The sequence below is a fragment of the Pseudomonas sp. UBA6753 genome, assembly GCF_002453565.1.
Taxonomy (GTDB): Bacteria; Pseudomonadota; Gammaproteobacteria; order Pseudomonadales; family Pseudomonadaceae; genus Aquipseudomonas; species Aquipseudomonas putida_Z.
This window is the reverse complement of sequence record NZ_DKHD01000026.1, coordinates 50,723-74,188: the sequence shown is the minus strand read 5'-3', so window position 1 is coordinate 74,188 and position 23,466 is coordinate 50,723. Positions and strand designations below refer to the sequence as shown.

The following is a 23,466-nucleotide window of genomic DNA, read 5'->3' as shown; positions in this document are numbered from 1 at the left end:
CAATCTCCTGATCGATGGCACTATCGATAGCACTTAGGCCCTGGGTTAGTGCTCCAGGGCCTGGTTGAACGGTACATGGAATTCCTGGCACAGGGCGTCCACGGCATTGCGGGCGTTGTCGGTGACGAAGCCGAGCTCCAGCACCAGTACCTGGTAGACGCCGCGCTTGAAGGCTTCTTCACCCAGGTGCGCGGAATGCTCCCGCGTGGTGCTGAGAAAACGTACCCAGGACGTCAACACGATCCAGGCGTTGATGGTCAGCGATTCGATCTGCGCTGGTGCCATGGCCAGGATGCCCGCCTCGACAAAGCCGCGGTAGATCGCCTGGCCCTGGCGCAGGCAGCGCTCGGAAAAGCGCCGATAACGGGCGGCCAGCTCCGGGTCGCTGTCCAGCAGGTGCTCCAGGTCGCGGTGCAGAAAACGGTAGTTCCACATCGCCGCCAGCAGGGCCTTGAGGTAGAAGCGCTTGTCCTCCACGGTCGCCGCGCGGCCTTGCGGCGGGCGCAGGAAGCTGTCCACCAGTTCTTCGTACTGGCTGAACAGCAAAGCGATGATCGCCTGCTTGTTGGGGAAGTGGTAATACAGGTTGCCGGGCGAAATTTCCATGTGCGCGGCAATGTGATTGGTACTGACGCTGCGTTCGCCCTGCTGGTTGAACAGCTCGAGGCTGTTCTGCACGATGCGCTCTCGGGTCTTCATGCGCGGGGCCATGCTCAGCTCCCAGTCTGCGGGCCTTCATCAAAGGGTCATCTTACGGCGTATTGGCGGTGGAATGCACCGCTCGACAACGCGGAAAAATTCGCACCATCGTACAAATTAGAGTATAGGCTCTAGGGATTCCCTGCCCGGACTCGACGCCGCCATGAACTCGCCCAGTGCCTTGCCCCCTGTGCAATCCGACCTCGACCTTGCGGCGACGTTCGCCACCCAGCGCCAGGCCTTTGCCGGCAACCCATTGCCAGCGGCGGCGCAGCGGCGCCAATGGCTGAAAAGCCTGCGGGAAGCCTTGCTGGCCGGCCAGGCCGACCTGATTGAGGCAATCGGCCAGGACTTTGAGGGGCGCAGCGCCGACGAGACCCTGCTGGCCGAGCTGCTACCCTCGGTGCAAGGCCTGCGCCACGCCGAAAAGCACCTGCAGCGCTGGATGCGCGCCAGCCGGCGCAAGGTAGGCCTGGCCTTCCAGCCGGCCAGCGCTCAGGTGCGCTACCAACCCCTGGGCGTGGTCGGCATCATCGTGCCGTGGAACTACCCGCTGTTCCTTGCCATCGGCCCGCTGACCTGCGCCCTGGCCGCCGGCAACCGGGTCATGCTCAAGCTCAGCGAAGCCACCCCTGCCACTGGCCAGGCGCTCAAGCAACTGCTGGAGCAGGTGTTCCCCACCGACCTGGTCAGCGTGGTGCTAGGCGAGGTCGAGGTAGGCCAGGCCTTTGCCCGCCTGCCGTTCGATCACCTGCTGTTCACCGGCGCCACCAGCGTGGGGCGCCAGGTAATGCTGGCTGCAGCGCACAACCTGACCCCCGTCACCCTGGAACTGGGTGGCAAGTCGCCGGCCATAGTCTCTGCCGACGTACCGCTGGACAGCGCCGCCGAGCGCATCGCCTTCGGCAAGACCCTCAATGCCGGCCAGACCTGCGTCGCCCCCGACTACGTGCTGGTGCCACGCGAGCGCCTGGAGGCCTTCAGCGACGCCTACCAGCGTGCCGTGCGTCGGCTGTATCCGCGCATCGCCGGCAACCCCGACTTCACCGCCATCATCAACCAGCGCCAGCTGCAGCGCTTGCAACATCTACTGGACGATGCCCACGCCAAAGGTGCGCAGGTACTCGACCTGTACCCCGGTGAAACCCGCCAGGGCCGGCGCCTGCCACCCCACCTGCTGCTGGGGGTGAACGACGGCATGCAGGTGATGCAGGACGAAATCTTCGGCCCATTGCTGCCGCTGGTGCCCTACGACAGCCTCGAGCAGGCACTGGCCTACATCAACCAGCGCCCGCGCCCGCTGGCGCTTTACTACTTCGGCTATGACCGCGCAGCCCAGGAGCAGGTGCTGCGCCACACCCACTCCGGCGGAGTGTGCCTGAACGACACCCTGCTGCACGTGGCCCAGGATGACTTGCCGTTCGGCGGCATCGGCCCTTCAGGCATGGGCCATTACCATGGCCACGACGGCTTCCTGACCTTCAGCAAGGCCAAGGCGGTGCTGGCCAAGCAACGCTTCAATGCTGCCCGTCTGATCTACCCGCCTTATGGCAAAGCCTTGCAGCGCCTGGTCTTCAAGCTTTTCATCCGCTGAGGGCCAGCCCATGCACCGCCGCGAACTGCTGCGCTTCAGCCTGGGCGCCAGCGTCTTTCTGGCCGGTACCAGCCTGGTCGGCTGCAGCGCACAGACAGCCGCAACGGGTTACGAGGCACTGCGCGACGACGACCTGCCGCTGCTGCGCGCGCTGATCCCGGTGGTACTGGCCGGCACCCAGGCCGCCGAGACACTGGTGCTGCATAGCCTCGACCACAAGCTGGCGGCGCTGTCGCCAGAAATGCTCAAACTCACCCGGCAGTTATTCGACGTGCTCAACCTGCCACTCACCCGCGGCCCCCTGACCGGTGTCTGGGGCGCCTGGGAGCAAGCCAGCGCCGCGCAGGTCACGGCCTTCCTGCAACGTTGGCAGGACAGCTCGCTGAACCTGCTGCGCATGGGCCACGCCTCGCTGCTGCAGTTGCTGCAGATGGCCTGGTATGAACGCCCCGAATCCTGGGCCGCCTGCGGCTACCCCGGGCCACCGAAAATCTGAAAACAACAAGAGCAGCGCCAATGCCTGTACCCGACCCGTTTCGCCAAGGCCTGGAAAGCGGCTGGATCACCCACGACGCCTCGCGCCTGGAGCACGACCTCACGCTGGAAGCCGACATTGCCGTGATCGGCAGCGGTGCCGGTGGCGCTACCAGCGCGCAAATGCTCAGCACTGCCGGCTTCAAGGTGCTGCTGATCGAAGAAGGCCCGCTGAAGACCAGCAGCGATTTCCACCTGCTGGAAAACGAAGCCTATGCCAGCCTGTACCAGGAAGGCCTGGGCCGCATGAGCAAGGACGGCGCCATCACCATCCTCCAGGGCCGCGCCGTGGGCGGCACCACGCTGGTCAACTGGACCTCGAGCTTTCGCACGCCGCTACAGACCCTGGCGCACTGGGCCGCAGCCCACAACGTGAGCGGCCTGGGCGAGGAGCAGATGCGCCCCTGGTTCGAGCGCATCGAGCAGGAACTGGGCATCACCCCCTGGGCCCTGCCACCGAACGCCAACAACGAGGTGCTGCGCCGTGGCTGCGAACAGCTGGGCTACCGCTGGGCGGTGATCCCGCGCAACGTGCGCGGCTGCTGGAACCTGGGCTACTGCGGCATGGGTTGCCCGGTGAATGCCAAGCAGTCGATGCTGGTAACGCGTATTCCCGCCACCCTCGAACAGGGCGGCGAGCTGCTGTACCTGGCTCGGGCCGAGCGCTTCGAACACAACGGCGAGCGCATCCAGGGCCTGTCATGCCAAGCGCTGGATAGCCAGGGCGTGCACACTACGGGCCGTCAGATCCGCGTTCGCGCGCGTCACTACATCCTTGCCGGTGGCGGCATCAACAGCCCGGCCCTGCTGCTGCGTTCCGACGCGCCCGACCCGCATGGCCGCCTGGGCAAACGCACCTTCCTGCACCTGGTCAACTTCAGTGCAGCACGCTTCAACGACCGTATCGACCCCTACTACGGCGCCCCGCAGTCCATCTACAGCGACCATTTCCAATGGCAAGGCGGCAGCGACGGCCCGGTTGGCTACAAGCTGGAAGTACCACCGCTGCACCCCGCCCTGGCCAGCACGCTGCTGGGCGGGCACGGCCACGAGAATGCCCGGCGCATGGCCGAGCTGCCACATACCCACGTGATGCTGGCGCTGCTGCGTGACGGCTTCCACCCGCAAAGCCAGGGCGGGGCCGTGGAGCTGCGCGGCGATGGCTCACCGGTGCTCGATTACCCGGTCACCGACTACCTGCGCGACGGGCTGCGCCGCGCCTATCGCAGCATGGCGCAGATCCAGTTCGCCGCCGGCGCCACCCAGGTCACCCCCGTGCACAGCGATGCCAGCGCCGCGTCCAACCTGGCGCAGGCCTTGGCCATGATCGACCGGTTGCGCCTGGAGCCGTTCCGCACGCGCCTGGGCAGCGCTCACGTGATGGGTGGCTGCGCCCTCGGCGACGACCCGCGCCAGGCGGTATGCGACAGCCTTGGCCGCCATCACCAGCTGGAAAACCTGTCGGTTCACGACGGCTCGCTGTTCCCCACCAGTATCGGCGCCAACCCGCAACTGTCGGTGTATGCCATCAGCGCCAGGCTCACCGAAGCGCTGGTCGCCCGCCTGGCACACAGCGCATGACAAGGAACAGGCCCCCTGTCTATAGTGCCATCAGCCGGCCGCATGACTTGGCCGGGGCGCCGTCGCTGCGCTACCATCCGACTCCCCAACGCACTCCAGCCAGGATGACGCGATGAACCGAGTGTTGTACCCGGGTACTTTCGACCCCATTACCAAAGGCCATGGCGACCTGGTCGAGCGCGCCTCGCGGTTGTTCGACCACGTGATCATCGCGGTGGCGGCCAGCCCGAAGAAAAACCCGCTGTTCCCGCTGGAACAACGGGTGGAGCTCGCCCGTGAGGTCACCAAGCACCTGCCCAATGTCGAAGTCATCGGCTTCTCCTCGCTGCTGGCGCATTTCGCCAAGGAACAGGGCGCCAACGTCTTCCTGCGTGGCCTGCGCGCGGTGTCCGACTTCGAGTACGAGTTCCAGCTGGCGAACATGAACCGGCAACTGGCTCCCGACGTCGAGAGCCTGTTCCTCACGCCTTCGGAGCGCTATTCGTTCATTTCCTCGACCCTGGTCCGGGAAATTGCCGCGCTGGGCGGTGATATCAGCAAGTTCGTCCACCCGGTGGTGGCCGAGGCGCTGACCGAACGCTTCAAGAAGTGACCTTTAGCGGCTGATCATCGCGCCCGCGTGCACTGCGGGCGCGAATGCGGCACAATTGTGCCCACTGCGTTGAACATGCCCGGGCGCAGAGCCCCGGCCGGAGTCCCCATGTCCCTGATCATCACCGACGATTGCATCAACTGCGACGTCTGCGAACCCGAGTGCCCGAACGAGGCCATCTCCCAAGGCGAAGAGATCTACGTGATCGACCCTAACCTGTGCACCCAGTGCGTGGGCCATTACGACGAGCCGCAATGCCAGCAGGTCTGCCCGGTCGACTGCATCCCGCTGGATGAAGCGCACCCGGAAACCGAAGAAGAGCTGATGGCCAAGTACCGCCGGATTACTGGCAAGGCCTGATATCAGGTCAGCCCTCATCGCCGGCAAGCCAGCTCCCACAGAGATATCATCGCTCTCGAGAGCTGTGCAGTACCTGTGGGAGCTGGCTTGCCGGCGATAGGGCCTCAAGCCTCAGCGCTGGCAGCGCGGGCAATACACACTCGCCCTCTGCCCCAGCTTCACCTCGCGCAACTCCGTGCCACACAGCTTGCACGGCTGCCCGCCCCGCCCGTACACGAACAATTCCTGCTGGAAGTACCCCGGCTGCCCGTCGCCACCGATGAAGTCGCGTAGCGTGGTGCCGCCCTGCTCGATCGCCGCCGCCAGCACGCGCTTGATCTCGATCGCCAGCTTCAGGTAACGCGCCCGGGAAATCCCGCCCGCTTCCCGACGAGGGTCGATGCCAGCGGCAAACAGCGCCTCGGTGGCGTAGATGTTGCCCACCCCCACCACCACCGCGTTGTCCATGATGAACGGCTTGACCGCCATCGACCGCCCACGGGACAGCTGGAACAGCCGCTCGCCGTCGAACAGGTCGGTCAGCGGCTCCGGCCCCAGGCGCAGCAGCAGTTCGTGGTTGAGCGGGTCCAGGCTCCACAGCATCGCGCCAAAGCGGCGCGGGTCGGTGTAGCGCAGCATAAACCCCGACTCCAGCTCGATATCCACGTGCTCATGCTTGGCCGCCGGCAAGCCCAGCCCGACCAGGCGAAGGTTGCCCGACATGCCCAGGTGACTGATCAGGGTGCCGACCTCGGCATTGATCAACAGGTACTTGGCGCGCCGCTCGACACTGACGATGCGCTGCCCCGACAGGCGCACATCCAGGTCTTCCGGAATCGGCCAGCGCAGGCGCCGGTCACGTACCACCACCCGGCTGACGCGCTGGCCTTCCAGGTGGGGCGCAATACCGCGCCGGGTGGTTTCTACTTCTGGCAATTCCGGCATGTGTCAGTGCCCGCCCAACTCGCGAATGTTCTGCTTGAGGTTTTCGAAATCGTATTCCGACAAGCCAATGTAATCGAGCACCAGCGGGCCGACCACATTCCATTCGTGGTCCACGGCCTGGTTGCCCAGCACCCGGTACGACGCGCAGATGTGCTCGGCCATCTTCAGCACCGCCAGCAGGTTTTTAAGCTGGCTCTGGGTATTGCTCGAACTCTCGTCGCGGAACACCGCCAGGGCGTTGTGGTGGTTGGCAATGGCCGCACTGAGGTGCTCGGGCAGGCGCCAGGACTTGGCAGTGAAATAGCCGACCACCGAATGGTTGGTGTTGAACGCGCGGTTTTCGGTGTCGACCACGCGGGTTTCCTCGTCGGCCTTGGCATAGGCCTCTTCCAGCACATCCATGTAGTCGGGGAAGCGCTTGAGCATCAGCGGCACGCCACAGTCATGGAACAGGCCTAGCGTGTAGGCCTCGTCCGCCGCCTGGATGCCGGTGCGCTTGGCCAGGGTCAGACAGGTCATCGCCACGTCCTGGGCGGTGTCCCAGAAACGGTTGAGGGTAACGATGGTCTCGTCGCTCATCTCGCCCTTGATCGACTGGGCGTTGATCAGGTTGATGATCGAGCGGCTGCCCAGCAGGTTCACCGCGCGCTGGATCGAACCGATCTTGTTGGAAAGGCCGAAATGCGGGGAATTGACCAGTTTGAGCAAGGCGCCCGAGAGGCCCGGGTCCTGGGAAATCAGCTTGGCGATGGTTTCCAGGTCCGGGTCAGGCATGTACTGCTCGAACTGCAGATCGACCATGATCTGCGGTTGCGGCGGGATGGTGATGCCTTGCAAGGCTTGCTGGATCTGTTCGGCGCTGAGTTCTTGGGACATACGTGCACACTCGTTTGGGACCGGCGATTCTAACCCTCCAGACCGGAAATGGACCAACCACTGAATCGTTGCGCCGGAACTTTACTCTATCCATGCGGGCCTCTCTCTCATATTCATCAAGGAAAGGAGCAAGGCCCATGAGTGCAGAACTGAACGGCAAGCGAGTAGCTTTCCTGGTCACCGACGGCTTCGAGCAAGTGGAACTGACAGGCCCTCGCGAAGCCCTGGAACAGAGCGGCGCGGTGGTGGACATCCTCAGCGACAAGGAGGGCACGGTACGCGGCTGGAACCACGACCAGCCGGCCGACGCATTCGCCGTGGACGCAACCTTCGAAAGCGCCCACCTGGACCTCTACGACGCCCTAGTGCTGCCCGGCGGCGTGCAAAACTCTGACACGATTCGGTTGATCCCCGCCGCGCAGAAACTGGTGAAAAGCCACGATTCGGCTGGCAAGCCACTGGCGGTGATCTGCCACGGTGGCTGGTTGCTGGTGTCGTGCGGGTTAGCCAAGGGCAAGCGGCTGACCAGCTACAAGACCCTGCAGGACGACATCCGCAATGCCGGCGGAGACTGGGTGGATGAAGAAGTGGTAGTCGATGGCAACCTGATCACCAGCCGCCAACCCGACGACATTCCGGCGTTCAACCAGCAACTGATCAAGGCATTGGCAGCCTGACGCCATCTCATGACCTACGCGAGACCCGCAGGAGCGGCCTTGTGTCGCGAAAGGGCCGCAAAGCGGCCCCGACAATCCATGCAGCGCTGCTGAAACCCTGGGGCTGCTGCGCAGCCCTTTCGCGACACAAGGCCGCTCCCACAGCGGGCATGCGGCCCGGCAACAGGCTATAATCCCGCTCTTTTTTCCCGGAGCGACGTCATGTCCCTGCCCAGCCTACGCCTCAAAGCCAATGCCGACCGCCGCCTGCGCGCCGGCCACCTGTGGGTCTACAGCAACGAAGTCGACGTCAGCGCGACCCCGCTGCAAGGCTTCCAGGCCGGCCAGCAGGCTGTTCTCGAGGCGGCCAACGGCAAGCCGCTGGGTATCGTCGCACTGAGCCCGAACAACCTGATCTGCGCCCGCCTGCTGTCGCGCGACGCCAAGCTGCCGCTGGACAAGTCGCTGCTGGTGCACCGCCTGAACGTCGCCCTGTCGCTGCGCCAGCGCCTGTTCGACCAACCGTGCTACCGCTTGGTCTATGGCGATTCCGACCTGTTGCCAGGCCTGGTTGTCGACCGCTTCTTCGACATCCTCGTGGTGCAATTGGCCTCCGCCACCATGGAAGCGCACAAGGACGATGTGATTGCAGCCCTGGTACAGGTGCTCAAGCCAAGCGGCATCCTGTTCAAGAACGACTCCTCCGCACGTGACGCCGAAGGCCTGCAGCGCTATGTCGAGACCGTCTATGGCGAAGTGCCGGACTGGGTGCCGCTGGAAGAAAACGGCGTCAAGTTCGAAGCCCCGGTACGCGAAGGCCAGAAGACCGGCTGGTTCTACGACCACCGCATGAACCGTGCACGCCTGGCGCCGTACGTGAAAGGCAAGCGCGTGCTCGACCTGTTCAGCTATATCGGCGGCTGGGGCGTGCAGGCCGGTGCCTTCGGCGCCAGCGAAGTGTTCTGCGTCGACGCCTCGGGCTTTGCCCTGGACGGCGTGGAGCGTAACGCCGCGCTGAACGGCATCAGCGAGAAACTGACCTGCATCGAAGGCGATGTGTTCGAGGCCCTGCGCGAACTGAAGGCCGCCGAAGAGCGCTTCGACGTGATCATTGCCGACCCACCCGCCTTCATCAAGCGCAAGAAAGACCTGAAGAACGGTGAAGCGGCCTACCGCCGCCTGAACGAACAGGCCATGCGCATGCTGACCAAGGACGGCATCCTGGTCAGTGCCTCGTGCTCGATGCACCTGCCCGAGGACGACCTGCACAACATCCTGCTGACCAGCGCCCGTCACCTGGACCGCAACCTGCAGTTGCTCGAACGCGGCGGCCAGGGCCCGGACCACCCGGTGCACCCGGCCATCGCCGAAACCCGCTACATCAAGAGCATCACCTGCCGGTTGCTGCCAAACAGCTGATATCCGCTAAAAAGGGCCGCCAAGCGGCCCTTTCCTGCTGCAATCTCCCCGCCAGCTATCCACATCTGCATTCCCTCGCCGCGCCAGCGGTGTAGAATCGGCCTATTCATCGCCAGTCATCCCCGGCGGGTTTATGAGCTCTGCCCAAGCACGCGGCGATCCCGCGAGGTCTTCGGCCCCATCCGTGCCAGTGGCAACCGGCCTGCGGTACAAAGGACAAGAGAAGCTCACTCCCCTTTTTGTGACCTGATTAAGCCGCCAGGAGTGTTTCATGCCTGATTATCGTTCCAAGACTTCCACCCAAGGCCGCAACATGGCCGGCGCCCGTGCCCTGTGGCGCGCCACCGGGATGAAGGACGAAGATTTCAAGAAACCGATCATCGCCATCGCCAACTCGTTCACCCAGTTCGTCCCGGGCCACGTGCACCTGAAGGACCTGGGCCAGCTGGTCGCCCGCGAAATCGAACGCGCCGGTGGCGTGGCCAAGGAATTCAACACCATCGCGGTCGATGACGGCATCGCCATGGGCCACGACGGCATGCTCTACTCGCTGCCAAGCCGCGAGATCATCGCCGACGCCGTGGAGTACATGGTCAACGCCCACTGCGCCGACGCCATCGTGTGCATCTCCAACTGCGACAAGATCACCCCCGGCATGCTGATGGCCGCCCTGCGCCTGAACATCCCGGTAATCTTCGTCTCCGGCGGCCCGATGGAAGCCGGCAAGACCAAGCTGGCCAGCCACGGCCTGGACCTGGTCGACGCCATGGTCATTGCCGCCGACTCCTCGGCTTCCGACGAAAAAGTCGCCGAATACGAGCGCAGCGCCTGCCCGACCTGCGGTTCGTGCTCCGGCATGTTCACCGCCAACTCGATGAACTGCCTGACCGAAGCCCTGGGCCTGGCCCTGCCGGGCAACGGCTCGACCCTGGCCACCCACGCCGACCGCGAGCAGCTGTTCCTCACTGCCGGCCGCACCATCGTCGAGCTGTGCAAGCGCTACTACGGCGAGAACGATGAGTCGGTACTGCCGCGCAACATCGCCAACTTCAAGGCGTTCGAGAACGCCATGATGCTCGACATCGCCATGGGCGGCTCGACCAACACCATCCTGCACCTGCTGGCCGCCGCCCAGGAAGCCGAGGTGGCGTTCGACCTGCGCGACATCGACCGCCTGTCGCGCAAGGTGCCGCAGCTGTGCAAGGTTGCGCCGAACATCCAGAAATATCACATGGAAGACGTGCACCGTGCCGGCGGCATCTTCAGCATCCTCGGCTCGCTGGCCCGTGGCGGCCTGCTGCACACCGACCTGCCGACCGTGCACAGCCGCAGCATGGAAGAAGCCATCGCCAAGTGGGACATCACCCAGACCGATGACGAAGCCGTGCACACCTTCTTCAAGGCCGGCCCTGCCGGTATCCCGACCCAGACGGCATTCAGCCAGTCGACCCGTTGGGAATCCCTGGATGACGACCGTGAGAACGGCTGCATCCGCAGTGTCGAGCACGCCTATTCGCAGGAAGGCGGCCTGGCCGTGCTGTACGGCAACATCGCGCTGGACGGCTGCGTGGTGAAAACCGCCGGTGTCGACGAGTCGATCCTGGTGTTCGAAGGCACCGCGAAGATCTTCGAGAGCCAGGACAGCGCCGTACGCGGCATCCTCGCCGACGAAGTGAAGGCCGGCGACATTGTGATCATCCGCTACGAAGGCCCGAAAGGTGGCCCGGGCATGCAGGAAATGCTGTACCCGACCTCGTACCTGAAGTCCAAGGGCCTGGGCAAGGCTTGCGCCCTGCTCACCGACGGCCGCTTCTCGGGCGGCACCTCGGGCCTGTCGATCGGCCACGCCTCGCCGGAAGCCGCCGCTGGCGGCGCCATCGGCCTGGTGCGCGACGGCGACAAGGTGCTGATCGACATCCCGAATCGTTCGATCAACCTGCAGGTCAGCGACGAAGAGCTGGCCGAGCGCCGTGTCGAGCAGGACAAGAAGGGCTGGAAACCGGCTGAAGTACGCCCACGCAAGGTGACCACCGCGCTGAAGGCCTATGCCCTGCTGGCGACCAGTGCCGACAAGGGCGCTGTGCGTAACAAGGCAATGCTGGAAGGGCTGTGAGGCTCTGACGGCATGAATGAAGAACCGGCGCCCTGGGCGCCGGTTTTTTTATGCCTGTACCGGCCTCTTCGCGGGCATGCCCGCTCCCACAGGTACAGCGCCTGACTCAAAGACTGTGGGGTCCTTGTGGGAGCGGGCGTGCCCGCGAAGAGGCCTCTCCCACAGGTACAGCGCCTGACTCAAAGACTGTGGGGTCCTTGTTGGAGCGGGCGTGCCCGCGAAGAGGCCAGCACAGGCACCACATGGCTTACTGAATCTGCTCCGGTGTCACGATCACCCAGTTCTTGTCCGCCGTCACCGGCAGCCCTTCCTTGGCCTGCGCCGCTGCATTCCTGGCAATCATCCCGTTCATCTGGTCCATGTACTTGGCCTTGCGGTTTATCCACAGGTGGATGCCACCTTTGCCCACATCCACCCCATGAAACTGCATGTAGCCATCGCTGGTCGGCGTATCGCCCCCCACCAGCACCGGTTTCTTCCACTCATCGATATAGGTCAGGATCGCCGCCTGCTTGCCTGCCATCCAGGTGGCCGGGGTCCACAGGTACGGGGTCAGTTCCAGCCCCACGTTGGCCTTGGCATCATAGTGCCCGGCGCTGATCTGTTTACGCGCGGTGGTCAACTGGCCGCTGGCGCGGTCTTTCAGCAACAGGCTCACGCCAATCACATTCTGCGGCTTCACGTTGTAACCGTACTTGGGGTCCGACGCGACCATGCGCACCAGCTCCTCGGAAGCAGCGGAAACCACATAGACCTCGATACCATTCTCCATCAGCTTGTTGTACAGCTCGGCCTGGCCCGTGAAGACCTTGGGTGGCTGTACCTCGATGGCCTTGACCTGGTCCCCTTCGTAATAGGTGGCCGGGATCGGTTTGCCGGAGGCCATCAGCTCATCCACCTGCACCTTCAGCTCCTGCAAGGTAAAGCCGGAGAACACCTGGGCCACCCACGGGTAGCAGACCATGTCGTCCACTTCGCACAGCCGGTAGTAGTAACTGAACAGGCTTTCCTTGTGCTCGGCGGTGTCCTTGAACGGCATCAGCTTCAACGAGGGGTCGAGCTTGTCGCGGCTCAGCAGGCCCTTGTTTTCCATGAACGGCAGCAAGGCCTCTTCAAGGTCGTAGCGGTAACTGGTGTTGTCCATGTCGAAGACAGCGTAGTTACCCTTGTTGGCATTGGCGGCAATCATGCCGTCGAGCTGCCTGGCTGCCTCGGCGGGCCAGTGCTTGAGCTCGGTGGCGAAGGTTTCGATACTGAACAGCAGGGACAGGCCGATGGCGACGGCTTTCGGAGCGAACTTCATGTACGAATCTCCTGAAATGACCCCGAAACGCTAGTGCAACAATCCCCGCCGGCAGCCCTTGATAACGACCTCCATGCAGCTGCAAACGCCGTGTTCATTGCAATCCGCGACACGCCGTTATTCCATAAACGACTATGCACATTCCATTTGGGTATAAATTCGTTTGTTTTCAGCCTGTTAGCATTTCCGTTCGCAATCGCTCACAGAGGCGATGCCTCTTCTGCTTTTTTTTGCTGGAGCTTCAATGAACCTGCCGCTGTCCCTTAACCTGCTGGCGTTCCTGGCCCTGTTGCTGGGCCTGGCACAAACCCGCCGCACCGACTGGAGCCTGGCCAGGAAAGTATTGCTGGGCCTGGTGCTGGGCGTGGTGTTCGGCCTGATCCTGCATACCGTCTATGGCGCTGGCCACCCCGTACTCAAGGCCACCATCAGCTGGCTCGACCTGGTCGGCAACGGCTACGTCGGCCTGTTGCAGATGATCGTCATGCCGCTGATCTTCGCCTCGATCCTCAGTGCCGTGGCACGCCTGCACAATGCCTCGTCACTGGGCCGCATCAGTGTGCTGAGCATTGGCACCCTGCTGCTGACCACCGCCATCGCCGCGTTGATCGGCATTGTCCTGACCAACCTGTTCGGCCTGAGCGCCGAAGGCCTGGTGGCCGGCGCGCAGGAAAGCGCGCGCATGCAGGTTATCCACAGCGACTACGCCGGCAAGGTCGCCGACCTCAACATCCCGCAACTGCTGCTGTCGTTCATCCCCAGCAACCCGGTAGGTGACCTGGCACGGGCCAAGCCGACCTCGATCATCAGCGTGGTGATCTTTGCCGTGTTCCTCGGCCTGGCCGCGCTGCAGCTGATCAAGGACGATGCCGAGAAAGGCGAACGCGCGCTGTCGGCCATCGACACCCTGCAGGCCTGGGTGATGCGCCTGGTGCGGGTGGTGATGAAGCTGACCCCGTATGGCGTGCTGGCGCTTATGACCAAGGTGGTGGCCAGCTCGAACATGGAAGACATCCTCAAGCTGGGCAGCTTCGTGGTGGTGTCGTACCTGGGCCTGGCGCTGATGTTCGTGGTGCACGGCGTTATCCTCGCCGCCACCGGCGTGAGCCCGCTGCGCTTCTTCCGCAAGGTGTGGCCGGTGCTGACCTTCGCCTTCACCAGCCGCTCCAGCGCCGCCAGCATTCCGCTGAACATCGAAGCGCAAACCCGCCGCCTGGGCGTACCGCAGTCGATTGCCAGCTTCAGCGCATCCTTCGGTACCACCATTGGCCAGAACGGCTGCGCCGGCCTCTATCCCGCCATGTTGGCGGTGATGGTGGCGCCGGCGGTGGGTATCGATACCTTCGACCCGCTGTGGATCGCCACCCTCGTGGCCATCGTCACCTTGAGTTCTGCAGGTGTTGCCGGCGTAGGTGGCGGTGCGACTTTCGCCGCGCTGATCGTGCTGCCGGCCATGGGCTTGCCGGTGGAGCTGGTGGCGTTGCTGATTTCGGTGGAACCGCTGATCGACATGGGCCGCACGGCGTTGAACGTGAACGGTTCGATGACCGCAGGGGTGGTGACCAGCCAACTGCTGAAAGAGACCGACAAGGATGTGCTGGCTGGCGATGAACATGCCGAGCTGAGCCACTCCTGACAGATTGCCGGGGCGCGCGTTGCGCCCCTGTCGCGACACAAGGCCGCTTCTACAATGGCCCAGCGTACGCCGATCAATGTAGGAGCGGCCTTGCCGGGGCGCCGGACCGGTCGGATAGGGCTGCAAGGCAGCCCCGGCAATCTCAAACCTTGTCCCAGACCTCGAAATGATACCCAGGCTTGCCTTCCTCAGCCTGCGCCTCGCTCGACACCAAGGTCCACTGCCCCCGATCAAACTCAGGGAACCACGCATCCCCTTCCGGCGACAACTCGACCCGCGTCAGGTACATGCGGCTGACCAGCCCTTTCTCCAGCGCCTGCCCATACAGCTGCGCCCCGCCAATCAGCATCAGCTCATCGACACCGGCCTCCCGCGCCCACTGCTCGGCCCGCACCAGCGCCTCTTCCAGCGAGCCGAACACCTCGGCCCCCGCCAGTTCCAGCCCTGCCTGCCGGCTGACGACGATATTCAACCGCCCGGGCAATGGCCTGCCCAGCGAGTCCCAGGTCTTGCGCCCCATGATGATCGGCTTGCCCAGGGTAGTGGCCTTGAAGTACTTGAAGTCCCCCGGCAGATGCCAGGGCATGGAGTTGTCGATGCCGATCACGCGGTTCTCGGCGTGAGCCGCGATCAGGCTGAGGGGGAGTGATGTATTCATGCCAGCGAGGATAGCACCGGGCGTGTGGGTTATGCTTCTGCCCTGACCTGTGCAATGGAAGACCTTGTGACCGCACCGACTTCACTGGACAAGCGCTGGCTCACCGAAGCGGTACGCCTGCGCGAGGAACATGCCGGCCCCCTGGAGGACCAGGAAGCCAACCGCCGCGCCCGCCAGGCAGGCGGTGATCTGGCGGCCCGCATCGAAACCCGTGCCCTGTTCCTGGCCGAACGCGACGGCATCAGCACCGCCCTGCGCCACTGGAAACAGGGCGCCCGCCTGGCACTGCTGGCCTTGCTGGTGCTGGCCATGCTCAGCGGCGCAGGGTTGGCACTGGCCGCCTTGGGCGACGGGCAGCGCCCGGTGAATGTGTTCTGGGCCCTGGGCAGCCTGCTCGGCCTGAACCTGCTGATGCTGCTGGGCTGGGCCATCGGCTTTGCCCTGAGCGGCGAGCATGGCGCGGGGCTGGGCCGCCTGTGGCTGTGGCTGAGCGAACGCTTTGCCCGTGACGCCAAGGCCGCGCACCTGGCACCGGCGCTGCTGGTGCTGCTGCAACGCCAGCGCCTGAACCGCTGGCTGCTCGGCCTGCTGGTGCATGGCCTGTGGCTGCTGGCGATGATCACCGCACTGGGCATGCTGCTGGCCTTGCTGGCGACCCGGCGCTATGGCTTTGTCTGGGAGACCACCCTGCTCGCCGCCGACCCGTTCATCCACCTGACCCAAGCCTTGGGCGCGCTGCCTTCGTTGCTGGGCTTCACGGTACCCGACGAGACCATGATCCGCGCCAGCGGCGACAGCCAGCCGGCCCTGGACCTGGCGCGCCAGGCCTGGGCCAGCTGGCTGCTTGGCGTGGTGCTGGTGTACGGCCTGCTGCCGCGTCTGCTGCTGGCCGGGGTGTGCCTGTGGCGCTGGCGTCAAGGCCGCCAACGCCTGGCGCTGGACCTCAGCCTGCCCGGCTACGCGCAGCTGCGTGAAGCGCTGATGCCGCGCAGCGAACGCATCGGCGTCCAGGATGCCGCGCCCGAAGCCTTGCCGCAGTTTGCCGCTGGCCAGCTGGAAAGCGGCAGCAGCGGTGCCCTGCTGGTCGGCCTGGAGCTGGACGACCAGCACCCCTGGCCACCCGCCCTACCGAAATGCGTGACCAGTGCCGGCGTGCTCGACAGCCGCGAATCGCGCAACCGCCTGCTCGAACAGCTCAGCCGTTTTCCGCCGGCACGCCTGGCCATCGCTTGCGACCCGCGCCGTTCGCCCGACCGCGGCAGCCTGGCGCTGCTCGCCGAGCTGGCACGCAATGCCGGCGCCACCCGCATCTGGCTACTGCAGGCCGCACCGGGCGAGGCCCTGGACGCCCAGCGCCTGGGCGACTGGCACGAAGCCCTCGACCGCCTTGGCCTGGCGCATGCCGATACCTCGCCGCTGACCTGGCTGGAGCATGGCCATGACTGAGCCGCTGAAACTGGCCGTGGTCGGCCACACCAACGTCGGCAAGACCTCGCTGCTGCGCACCCTGACCCGTGACGTCGGCTTTGGCGAGGTTTCCCACCGCCCCAGCACCACCCGCCATGTGGAAGGTGCGCGGCTGTCGGTGGACGGCGAACCCTTGCTCGAGCTGTACGATACCCCGGGCCTGGAAGACGCCATCGCCCTGCTCGACTACCTCGAACGCCTGGAGCGCCCGGGCGAGCGCCTGGACGGCCCGGCCCGCCTCGAGCGCTTTCTGCAAGGCAGCGAGGCACGCCAGCGTTTCGAGCAGGAGGCCAAGGTGCTGCGCCAGTTGCTGGCCAGCAATGCCGGTTTGTATGTGATCGACGCCCGCGAACCGGTACTGGCCAAATACCGCGACGAACTGGAAGTGCTGGCCAGCTGCGGCAAGCCGCTGCTACCGGTGCTCAACTTCGTCGCCAGCCACCAGCACCGCGAGCCGCAATGGCGTGAAGCCCTTGCCAGGCTTGGGCTTCACGCGTTGGTGCGGTTCGACAGCGTGGCCCCGCCAGAGGATGGCGAGCGCCGGTTGTACGAAAGCCTGGCCCTGCTGCTGGAAGACGCCCGCCCGGCCCTGCAGCGGCTGATCGACGACCAGCAGGCACAGCGCCTGGCGCGTCGGCACAGCGGCAAGCGCCTGATTGCCGAGCTGCTGCTGGACTGCGCTGCCTGCCGGCGCAGCGTCGAGGCCGAACCGGCTGCCGAAGCCCGGGCCATCGAGGCATTGCGGCAAGAGGTGCGCCAGCGCGAGCAGCGCTGTGTCGAGGCACTGCTCAAGCTGTATGCCTTCCGCCGCGAGGACGCCCATGCCAGCGACCTGCCGTTGCTGGATGGCCGTTGGGGCGATGACCTGTTCAATCCCGAAACCTTGAAGCTGCTGGGCGTGCGCTTGGGCAGTGGTGTGGCCGCCGGTGCTGCGGCGGGTGCCGGGGTAGACCTGCTGGTCGGCGGCCTGACACTGGGGGCTGCCGCCCTGGCCGGGGCGATTGCCGGCGGCGCGCTGCAGACGGCGCGCAACTATGGGTCGCGGTTGATGGGCAAGCTCAAGGGCAAGCGCGAGCTGACGGTGGACGACACGGTGCTGCGCCTGCTGGCGTTGCGTCAGCAGCAGTTGATGGTGGCGCTGGAAAACCGCGGGCATGCGGCGCAGGACAGCATTCGGCTGGGGGAACTGGATGAGAAGGCCTGGCGGGAGGGCAAGTTGCCGGAGGCGCTGACCAAGGCGCGGGCGCATCCGCAGTGGTCCACTCTGAACCCTGGGGCGAAGCTGAACCAGGCTGAGCGGCAGGAACAGCTGGAGGCGCTGGTTTCACAATTTTGAGTGGGCAGGTCTGGCCTCTTCGCGGGCATGCCCGCTCCTACAGGGTTTGCGCGTGGTACTTGTGGGAGCGGGCGTGCCCGCGAAGAGGCCGGCACAGGCAGCCCATCTCTCAAAGCAGTGCCAAAGCCCTCTGCTTCAACCCATCCAGGTCAATCACCGCCACCCCGACCACTTTGGCCCGCTCATCCCACTCCCTCATCCGCAAGCTCACCTCGAACAGCGGATCCCGCTCGAACACATCCGCCTCGCCCTCGCTCATCACGCCCCCCTGATACTCCAAGGTCCGCCGGCTCGCCTCACTCAAACGCTGGTAATACCCAGGCTGGCGCAAAGTCAGGTAGCGCTTGGCCTCCACGTGATACTGCACCAGCCGCGCCATACGTTCGCCAAAACCACAGCGGCGTAAATACTCGGCGCCGATGCGCTCATGGCTGACCACGCCATAGCCGCCCATGCTGGCGTCACCGCCGCACAGGTGGCCGATGTCGTGGAAGAACGCCGCCAGCACCACTTCGTCGTCGAAGCCTTCGGCCATGGCCAGTTGCGCGGCCTGGGACATGTGTTCGAGCTGGGTGATGGCTTCGCCGATGTAGTCGTCACTACCGTGGCGTTCGTACAGCGCGAAGGTGCTGTCGATGATCTGGGCTGGGGTGGGCATCACTGTTTATTCCTGGCTGGATTGCAGCAGTGGCTTCTTCGCGGGCATGCCCGCTCCCACAAGGATCGCACACAGCTGAACGACTGCGCGGTACCTGTGGGAGCGGGCGAGCCCGCGAAGCGGCCGGTGCAGGCTACTGCTGAGCCACCTTCTCCGACTTGCCGTCATAGCGCTTGCGCCACTCGGCCAGGATCTGGTCACGGTTCTTCGAGGCCCAGGCAAAGTCGTTCTTGATCAGGCGCTGTTCATAGTCCGCCGGCAGTTCGGTCTGCGGCTTGGCAATACCCGGTGCAGCCAGCACGGCGAAGTTCTCCTTGTACAGCTCCATGGCCGCCGGGCTTGCCGAGAAATCAGCCAGGCGCTTGGCCGCATCCGCTTTTGGCGAACCTTTGATCACCGCAGTCGCCTCGATCTCCCAGCCCAGGCCTTCCTTCGGCAGCACGATGTCCAGCGGCGCGCCCTGGCGCTTGAGCTGCACGGCCGGGTACTCGAACGAGATACCGATCGGGAATTCACCCGCTGCGGCAAGCTTGCACGGCTTGGAACCGGAATGAACGTACTGGCCGATGTTCTGGTGCAGTGCATCCATGTATGCCCAACCCTGCGGCTCGCCAAAGGTCTGCAACCAGGCACTGACATCCAGGAAGCCGGTGCCGGACGAAGCCGGGTTCGGCATGACGATCTTGCCCTTGTACTCGGGCTTGGTCAGGTCCTGCCAGCTCACCGGCTTGCTCAGGCCCTGCTTCTCGGCCTCGATGGTATTGAAGCAGATGGTCGCGGCCCACACGTCCATACCGACCCAGGCTGGAGGGTTGGCAGCATCGCGGTAATTGGCGGCAATCTTGCCCAGGTCCTTCGGTGCGTAGGCTTCGAGCATGCCGTTCTGGTCGAGGATGGCCAGGCTGGAAGCAGCCAGGCCCCACACTGCGTCGGCTTGCGGGCGGTCTTTCTCGGCCAGCAGCTTGGCGGTGATGATGCCGGTGGAGTCACGAACCCACTTGATCTCGATGTCCGGGTTGGCCTTCTCGAAGGCCTGCTTGTAGCTCTTCAGCTGTTCGGCTTCCAGGGCGGTGTAGACCGTCAGCTGGGTACCAGCGGCCGAAGCCTGCAGGCTGAACACGGCGGAAACGGCAGCGGCAAGTGCAAGGTGCTTGTACATGGGTAGGTTCCTTACAGGTCAGACGGTCGCGGCGCGTTGGCGCCAGGCTTGGGAGCGGCGCAGCAGGCCGCGTGAGGCTGCGGCCAGCAGCAGTGAAGCGCCGGCACTGGTCAGCAGGATCAGGGTGGACATGGCGGCGGCACCACCGACGTTGCCGGCGTCATCCATGTTCAGCACGGCGACGGCAGCCAGGATGGTGTCGGGGCTGTACAGGAAGATTGCCGCCGACACGGTGGTCATCGCCGAGACGAACAGGTAGCGAATGATGTCCAGCAGCGCCGGCAGGCAGATCGGCACGGTCACCCGCAGAAAGTGCCTGTACAGCGGCGCCTTCAGCGACAGCGCGGCGGCCTCGAACTCGCCGTCGAGCTGGCGCAGGGCGGTGGTCGCGGTCATCTGCGCGGTGGTCAGGTAGTGGGCGACGGTGCACACCACCAGCAGCCCCATGCCGCCGTAGAACACATGCAGCGGGTTGCCGTTCAGGTTGAAGAAGAATACGTAGCCCAGGCCCAGCACCAGGCCCGGCACGGCCATGGGGATGAAGCTGAGCAGGCGCAGCGCCTGGTTGAGCAGGCGTTGGCCCTGGGTCTTCTCCATCAGGTAGGCCCCGGTAAAGATCACGATGCTGCCGATCAGCGCGGTGCCGATGGCCATGGTCACGCTGTTGCGGTAGGCCAGCCAGCCACCACCGGCGGTGTCCTCGAACCTGTAGTGACGCAGCGACAACGACAGGTTGTAGGGCCAGAAAGTGACCAGCGACGAATACACCGCCATGCCGATCACCAGCAGCAATGCCGCGCACACCAGCAGCACGATCGCCAGGAAGCAGGCATCACGGCCCCGCGACGGCTTGGGCTCGAACACCTGGGCACGGCCGCTCATGGCCTCGCCCTGGCGCCGGCGTAGCCAGGCATCGACGGTAAAGCTGAACAGCGCCGGCAACAGCAGCACCATGCCGATCAACGCGCCGCGGCCGAACTGCTGCTGGCCGACCACCGCCTTGTAGGCTTCCAGCGCCAGCACCTGATAGTCGCCACCGACCACGACCGGTACACCGAAGTCGGTGATGGTCAGGGTGAACACCAGGCAGAACGCTGCGAATACTGCCTGGCGCGTGGCCGGCCAGGTGATGCTGGTGAACGCTCGCCAAGGGCCGGCACCCATGCTGGACGCTGCGTCGAACAGGCGTGCATCGGCCAGCGACAGCGCCGACAGCAGGATCATCAGGGCATGCGGGAAGGTGTAGATGGCCTCGCCCAGCACAATGCCCCAGAAGCCATAGATGTTGTCGCTGAGCAACCCGCGCAGCAGCCCCTGGTTACCGAACAGGTAGACCAGGGCGATGGCCGGCAGCATTGACGGCGCCAGCAGCGGCAGCAACGAAATCCCCCGCCACAGGCCTTTGCCCGGAATCAGCGTGCGTTGCAGGGCATAGGCGAACATGTAGGCCAGCGGCACCACGATGGCTGCCACCGTGAAGGCCACCGACAGGCTGTTGCCCAGCAGCCAGTGGAAGTTTTCACTGGCCAACAGTTCGCGGGCCGCCAGCAGGCCACCACCCTGGCCCGCTTCTGCGCTGAAGCCGCGCCAGAAGATCGCCAGCAGCGGCATCAGCACCGCCAGCACCAGAAGGATCAGCAGCAGGCTCTTGCCGCCGACGACGAACAACCGGTCGCCCAGGGCGACGCCAGCACGCGGCGTGGCCTTGGCCTGGCTCAGCGGCAGGGACATTGGCGCGGCCATCTCAGGCAAACACCTGCAGGCTCTGCGGCGGCAGCGCCACCCAGATGTCCTGCGAGCCCAGCCGCGGCATGGCCTCGGGGGCCAGCTCCGCCAGCAGTGCATGGCCAGGCAGCGCCTTGAGCTCGAAGCTCATGCGGCAGCGGTTACCGAGGAAGGTGATTTCACGGACCATGGCCGGGAACAGGTTTTCTTCGTGCACCGCCGGGTTGACCGTGATCGCCTCCGGGCGGCAGAACAGCCGGCCGCTGCTGGGTCGGGCCGAACCTGGTGCCAGACGCATGTTCATGCCACCGACCTGGGCATGGCTGTCACTGCTGCGCTGGAACGGCAACCAGTTGCCCTGGCCGACGAACTCGGCAACGAACGGCGTGGCCGGCTGGTCGTAGATTTCCTGCGGGGTGGCGTACTGCTCGACCTGGCCGTTGTTCATCACCGCAATGCGGTCGGCCATCAGCATGGCCTCGTCCTGGTTATGGGTGACCATCAGCGTGGTGATACCCAGCTGGCGCTGCAGCTGGCGCAGTTCGGTGCACAGGTGCTCGCGCACCCGGGCGTCCAGCGCCGACATCGGCTCGTCCAGCAGCAGCAACGACGGCGACGGTGCCAGCGCGCGGGCCAGGGCCACACGCTGCTGCTGGCCACCGGAAAGCTGACCGGGGTATTTCTTCTCGCTGCCGGCCAGGCCCACCAGTTCGAGCATTTGGGCCACTCGCTGGCGGGCCTGATCGCGGCCGCTGCCAGTCAGGCCATAGGCGATGTTGGCTTCGACGGTGAGGTTGGGGAACAGCGCGTAGGACTGGAACAGGATGCCGTAGTCACGGGCCTGGGGTGGCAGCTCCGAGATATCGCGCTCGCCGATGTACAACGTACCGCGGTCCTGGCGCTCCAGGCCGGCGATGCAGCGCAGCAGCGTGGTCTTGCCGCAGCCGGACGGCCCGAGCAGGCACACCAGTTCGCCGGCGGCGATGTCCAGCGAGACATCGTTCAGCGCCGTGAAGGCGCCGAAGCGCTTGTGGATGTTGCGCACTTTCATCTGTGCGCCGGGGGTGGTGTGGTTCATGGCAGGGCCTCATCGAAGAGATGGGGGCCATGCTAGGAAGGCTGTGCGAAGGTTCTGTGGCTTTAGGGCAAAAGCGGGTGATAGTGGTATAGGCAGATTTTGTAGTGGCCTGTGTTGGCCTCTTCGCGGGCACGCCCGCTCCCACAGGATCTTCACAAAATTCAAAACCTGCGCAGTACCTGTGGGAGCGGGCAAGCCCGCGAAGAGGCCAACACAGGTCTAGAACTGTGAACCGGCCACTTCCTGCGCCACCCCAAGGAAGGCCGCCGGCAACCGGGCCTGGCGCCGCTCCTTCAGGCAATACAGGTACTCATGCATCACCGGCGCGTTCTCCAGCGCCAGCACCCGCAACTCAGGGTTGTGCGGCACCTCGTGCCGGGCAATCACGCTGATGCCGATATTGCGCAGTACCGCCTCACGGATCGATTCGCGGCTGCCAATCTCCAGCAAGGCGCCGGCCTTCACCCCGGCCTCCTGCATCATCTGCTCAGTCAGCTTGCGTGTGGTCGAGCCCTTCTCGCGCATCAGCAGGCAATGGCCGGCCACCACATCAATGGACACCGCCTGGCGGTGTGCCAGCGGGTGGTTGCGATGCACCGCCACCACCAACGGGTCAGTCCCCAGCACCCGCCGCACCAGCCGCGCGTCTTCCAGCAGTTGCGACGAAGCGGCGATATCCACCCGGTAGTCCTCGAGCATCTCCAGCACCTGCTGCGAGTTGCCGATTTCCACCGCCACTTCCACCTGCGGCAGGCGTTCGCGGTAGATCTTCACCAGGTCGAGAATGTAGTAAGGCGCCGTGGCCGCAATGCGCAAGCTGCCCTGGGCCTGGCCGCTGTTGCGCAGCTCGAACTCGATGTCGGCCTCCTGCTGCAGCAGTGCCTTGACCATCGGCAGCAGGCGCACGCCCTCCTCGCTCAGCACCAGGCGCCGCCCGCCGCGGTAGAACAGCTCCACCGCGTACTGGCTCTCCAGGTTGCGAATCTGCGTGGTCACCGTGGGCTGGCTGAGGCCGAGCTTCTTCGCCGCCAGGGTGATGCTGCCCAGGCGGGCCACCATGTAGAAGGCTTTAAGCTCCGAACTCAGCATGCACGTCCT

Annotated in this window: 21 protein-coding genes; 11 read left to right on the top strand and 10 right to left on the bottom strand. The window is 64.9% G+C overall.

The genetic code is table 11. The features are described 5' to 3' along the window. Positions 1 to 45: 45 nt before the first annotated feature. Positions 46 to 711 (bottom strand): TetR/AcrR family transcriptional regulator, encoded by a 666-nt coding sequence (locus B2790_RS09985; RefSeq protein ID WP_025340981.1) that lies wholly within the window; start codon positions 709 to 711, stop codon positions 46 to 48. A 151-nt stretch (positions 712 to 862) separates the two neighbouring features. On the opposite strand from B2790_RS09985, the gene B2790_RS09980 reads away from it, so the two are divergent. The 5 genes from B2790_RS09980 to B2790_RS09960 all read left to right on the top strand — a co-directional run bounded on the left by B2790_RS09980 (position 863) and on the right by B2790_RS09960 (position 5,360). Next, a complete protein-coding gene (locus B2790_RS09980) occupies positions 863 to 2,293 on the top strand; it encodes a coniferyl aldehyde dehydrogenase (RefSeq protein WP_137162598.1) in 1,431 nt (476 codons plus the stop codon). Between the two features lie 10 nt (positions 2,294 to 2,303). Then, a complete protein-coding gene (locus B2790_RS09975) occupies positions 2,304 to 2,789 on the top strand; it encodes a twin-arginine translocation pathway signal protein (RefSeq protein ID WP_286918749.1) in 486 nt (161 codons plus the stop codon). 20 nt (positions 2,790 to 2,809) lie between these two features. Further along, on the top strand, positions 2,810 to 4,408 hold the full coding sequence (locus B2790_RS09970) for a GMC family oxidoreductase (RefSeq protein WP_286918748.1): 1,599 nt from the start codon (positions 2,810 to 2,812) through the stop codon (positions 4,406 to 4,408). A gap of 112 nt (positions 4,409 to 4,520) precedes the next feature. After that, the gene (gene coaD, locus B2790_RS09965; protein ID WP_014861498.1) at positions 4,521 to 5,000 is read left to right on the top strand and encodes a pantetheine-phosphate adenylyltransferase; all 480 of its coding nucleotides are present in this window, start codon (positions 4,521 to 4,523) and stop codon (positions 4,998 to 5,000) included. A 108-nt stretch (positions 5,001 to 5,108) separates the two neighbouring features. Further along, positions 5,109 to 5,360: a YfhL family 4Fe-4S dicluster ferredoxin gene (locus B2790_RS09960; protein WP_013974644.1), complete on the top strand. Its 252-nt coding sequence runs from the start codon at positions 5,109 to 5,111 to the stop codon at positions 5,358 to 5,360. 111 nt (positions 5,361 to 5,471) lie between these two features. Here the strand turns inward: B2790_RS09960 and mutM are convergent, their stop codons facing one another. Beyond that, positions 5,472 to 6,284, bottom strand: coding sequence for a bifunctional DNA-formamidopyrimidine glycosylase/DNA-(apurinic or apyrimidinic site) lyase (mutM, locus tag B2790_RS09955; RefSeq protein ID WP_286918747.1), 813 nt, complete (start codon positions 6,282 to 6,284; stop codon positions 5,472 to 5,474). 3 nt (positions 6,285 to 6,287) lie between these two features. After that, positions 6,288 to 7,106 (bottom strand): HDOD domain-containing protein, encoded by an 819-nt coding sequence (locus B2790_RS09950; protein WP_178080898.1) that lies wholly within the window; start codon positions 7,104 to 7,106, stop codon positions 6,288 to 6,290. A 191-nt stretch (positions 7,107 to 7,297) separates the two neighbouring features. Here B2790_RS09950 and B2790_RS09945 point away from each other — a divergent pair, with 191 nt between their 5' ends. The 3 genes from B2790_RS09945 to ilvD all read left to right on the top strand — a co-directional run bounded on the left by B2790_RS09945 (position 7,298) and on the right by ilvD (position 11,348). Continuing rightward, positions 7,298 to 7,837 (top strand): type 1 glutamine amidotransferase domain-containing protein, encoded by a 540-nt coding sequence (locus tag B2790_RS09945; RefSeq protein WP_025340987.1) that lies wholly within the window; start codon positions 7,298 to 7,300, stop codon positions 7,835 to 7,837. Positions 7,838 to 8,038: 201 nt separating this feature from the next. Then, positions 8,039 to 9,235, top strand: a complete 1,197-nt coding sequence (locus B2790_RS09940; protein ID WP_013974648.1) for a class I SAM-dependent rRNA methyltransferase — start codon at positions 8,039 to 8,041, stop codon at positions 9,233 to 9,235. 271 nt (positions 9,236 to 9,506) lie between these two features. Further along, positions 9,507 to 11,348 (top strand): dihydroxy-acid dehydratase, encoded by a 1,842-nt coding sequence (gene ilvD / locus B2790_RS09935; protein ID WP_025340988.1) that lies wholly within the window; start codon positions 9,507 to 9,509, stop codon positions 11,346 to 11,348. Between the two features lie 247 nt (positions 11,349 to 11,595). Here ilvD and B2790_RS09930 read toward each other — a convergent pair whose 3' ends face one another. Further along, the gene (locus tag B2790_RS09930; RefSeq protein WP_286918746.1) at positions 11,596 to 12,651 is read right to left on the bottom strand and encodes a haloacid dehalogenase-like hydrolase; all 1,056 of its coding nucleotides are present in this window, start codon (positions 12,649 to 12,651) and stop codon (positions 11,596 to 11,598) included. Positions 12,652 to 12,895: 244 nt separating this feature from the next. On the opposite strand from B2790_RS09930, the gene B2790_RS09925 reads away from it, so the two are divergent. Then, a complete protein-coding gene (locus tag B2790_RS09925; RefSeq protein ID WP_075046670.1) occupies positions 12,896 to 14,287 on the top strand; it encodes an L-cystine transporter in 1,392 nt (463 codons plus the stop codon). Positions 14,288 to 14,429: 142 nt separating this feature from the next. Here the strand turns inward: B2790_RS09925 and B2790_RS09920 are convergent, their stop codons facing one another. Next, positions 14,430 to 14,945, bottom strand: coding sequence for a dihydrofolate reductase (locus B2790_RS09920; RefSeq protein WP_013974654.1), 516 nt, complete (start codon positions 14,943 to 14,945; stop codon positions 14,430 to 14,432). A 54-nt stretch (positions 14,946 to 14,999) separates the two neighbouring features. On the opposite strand from B2790_RS09920, the gene B2790_RS09915 reads away from it, so the two are divergent. Together B2790_RS09915 and B2790_RS09910 are read left to right on the top strand one after the other, a co-directional pair. Further along, positions 15,000 to 16,391: a DUF2868 domain-containing protein gene (locus B2790_RS09915; protein WP_286918745.1), complete on the top strand. Its 1,392-nt coding sequence runs from the start codon at positions 15,000 to 15,002 to the stop codon at positions 16,389 to 16,391. Beyond that, positions 16,384 to 17,748: a GTPase/DUF3482 domain-containing protein gene (locus B2790_RS09910; RefSeq protein WP_286918744.1), complete on the top strand. Its 1,365-nt coding sequence runs from the start codon at positions 16,384 to 16,386 to the stop codon at positions 17,746 to 17,748. The genes B2790_RS09915 and B2790_RS09910 overlap by 8 nt, the downstream gene beginning before the upstream one ends. Positions 17,749 to 17,857: 109 nt before the next feature. Here B2790_RS09910 and B2790_RS09905 read toward each other — a convergent pair whose 3' ends face one another. The 5 genes from B2790_RS09905 to B2790_RS09885 all read right to left on the bottom strand — a co-directional run bounded on the left by B2790_RS09905 (position 17,858) and on the right by B2790_RS09885 (position 23,457). Then, positions 17,858 to 18,406: a phosphonate degradation HD-domain oxygenase gene (locus B2790_RS09905; RefSeq protein WP_286918743.1), complete on the bottom strand. Its 549-nt coding sequence runs from the start codon at positions 18,404 to 18,406 to the stop codon at positions 17,858 to 17,860. Positions 18,407 to 18,539: 133 nt separating this feature from the next. Next, complete coding sequence (locus B2790_RS09900) at positions 18,540 to 19,565, bottom strand: putative 2-aminoethylphosphonate ABC transporter substrate-binding protein (protein WP_085592463.1); 1,026 nt, start codon at positions 19,563 to 19,565, stop codon at positions 18,540 to 18,542. A gap of 18 nt (positions 19,566 to 19,583) precedes the next feature. Next, the gene (locus tag B2790_RS09895) at positions 19,584 to 21,308 is read right to left on the bottom strand and encodes a putative 2-aminoethylphosphonate ABC transporter permease subunit (protein ID WP_286918742.1); all 1,725 of its coding nucleotides are present in this window, start codon (positions 21,306 to 21,308) and stop codon (positions 19,584 to 19,586) included. 1 nt (position 21,309) lies between these two features. Beyond that, positions 21,310 to 22,368, bottom strand: a complete 1,059-nt coding sequence (locus B2790_RS09890; protein ID WP_286918741.1) for a putative 2-aminoethylphosphonate ABC transporter ATP-binding protein — start codon at positions 22,366 to 22,368, stop codon at positions 21,310 to 21,312. 219 nt (positions 22,369 to 22,587) lie between these two features. Then, positions 22,588 to 23,457, bottom strand: a complete 870-nt coding sequence (locus B2790_RS09885) for a LysR family transcriptional regulator (protein ID WP_238067041.1) — start codon at positions 23,455 to 23,457, stop codon at positions 22,588 to 22,590. Between the last annotated feature and the right edge of the window lie 9 nt (positions 23,458 to 23,466).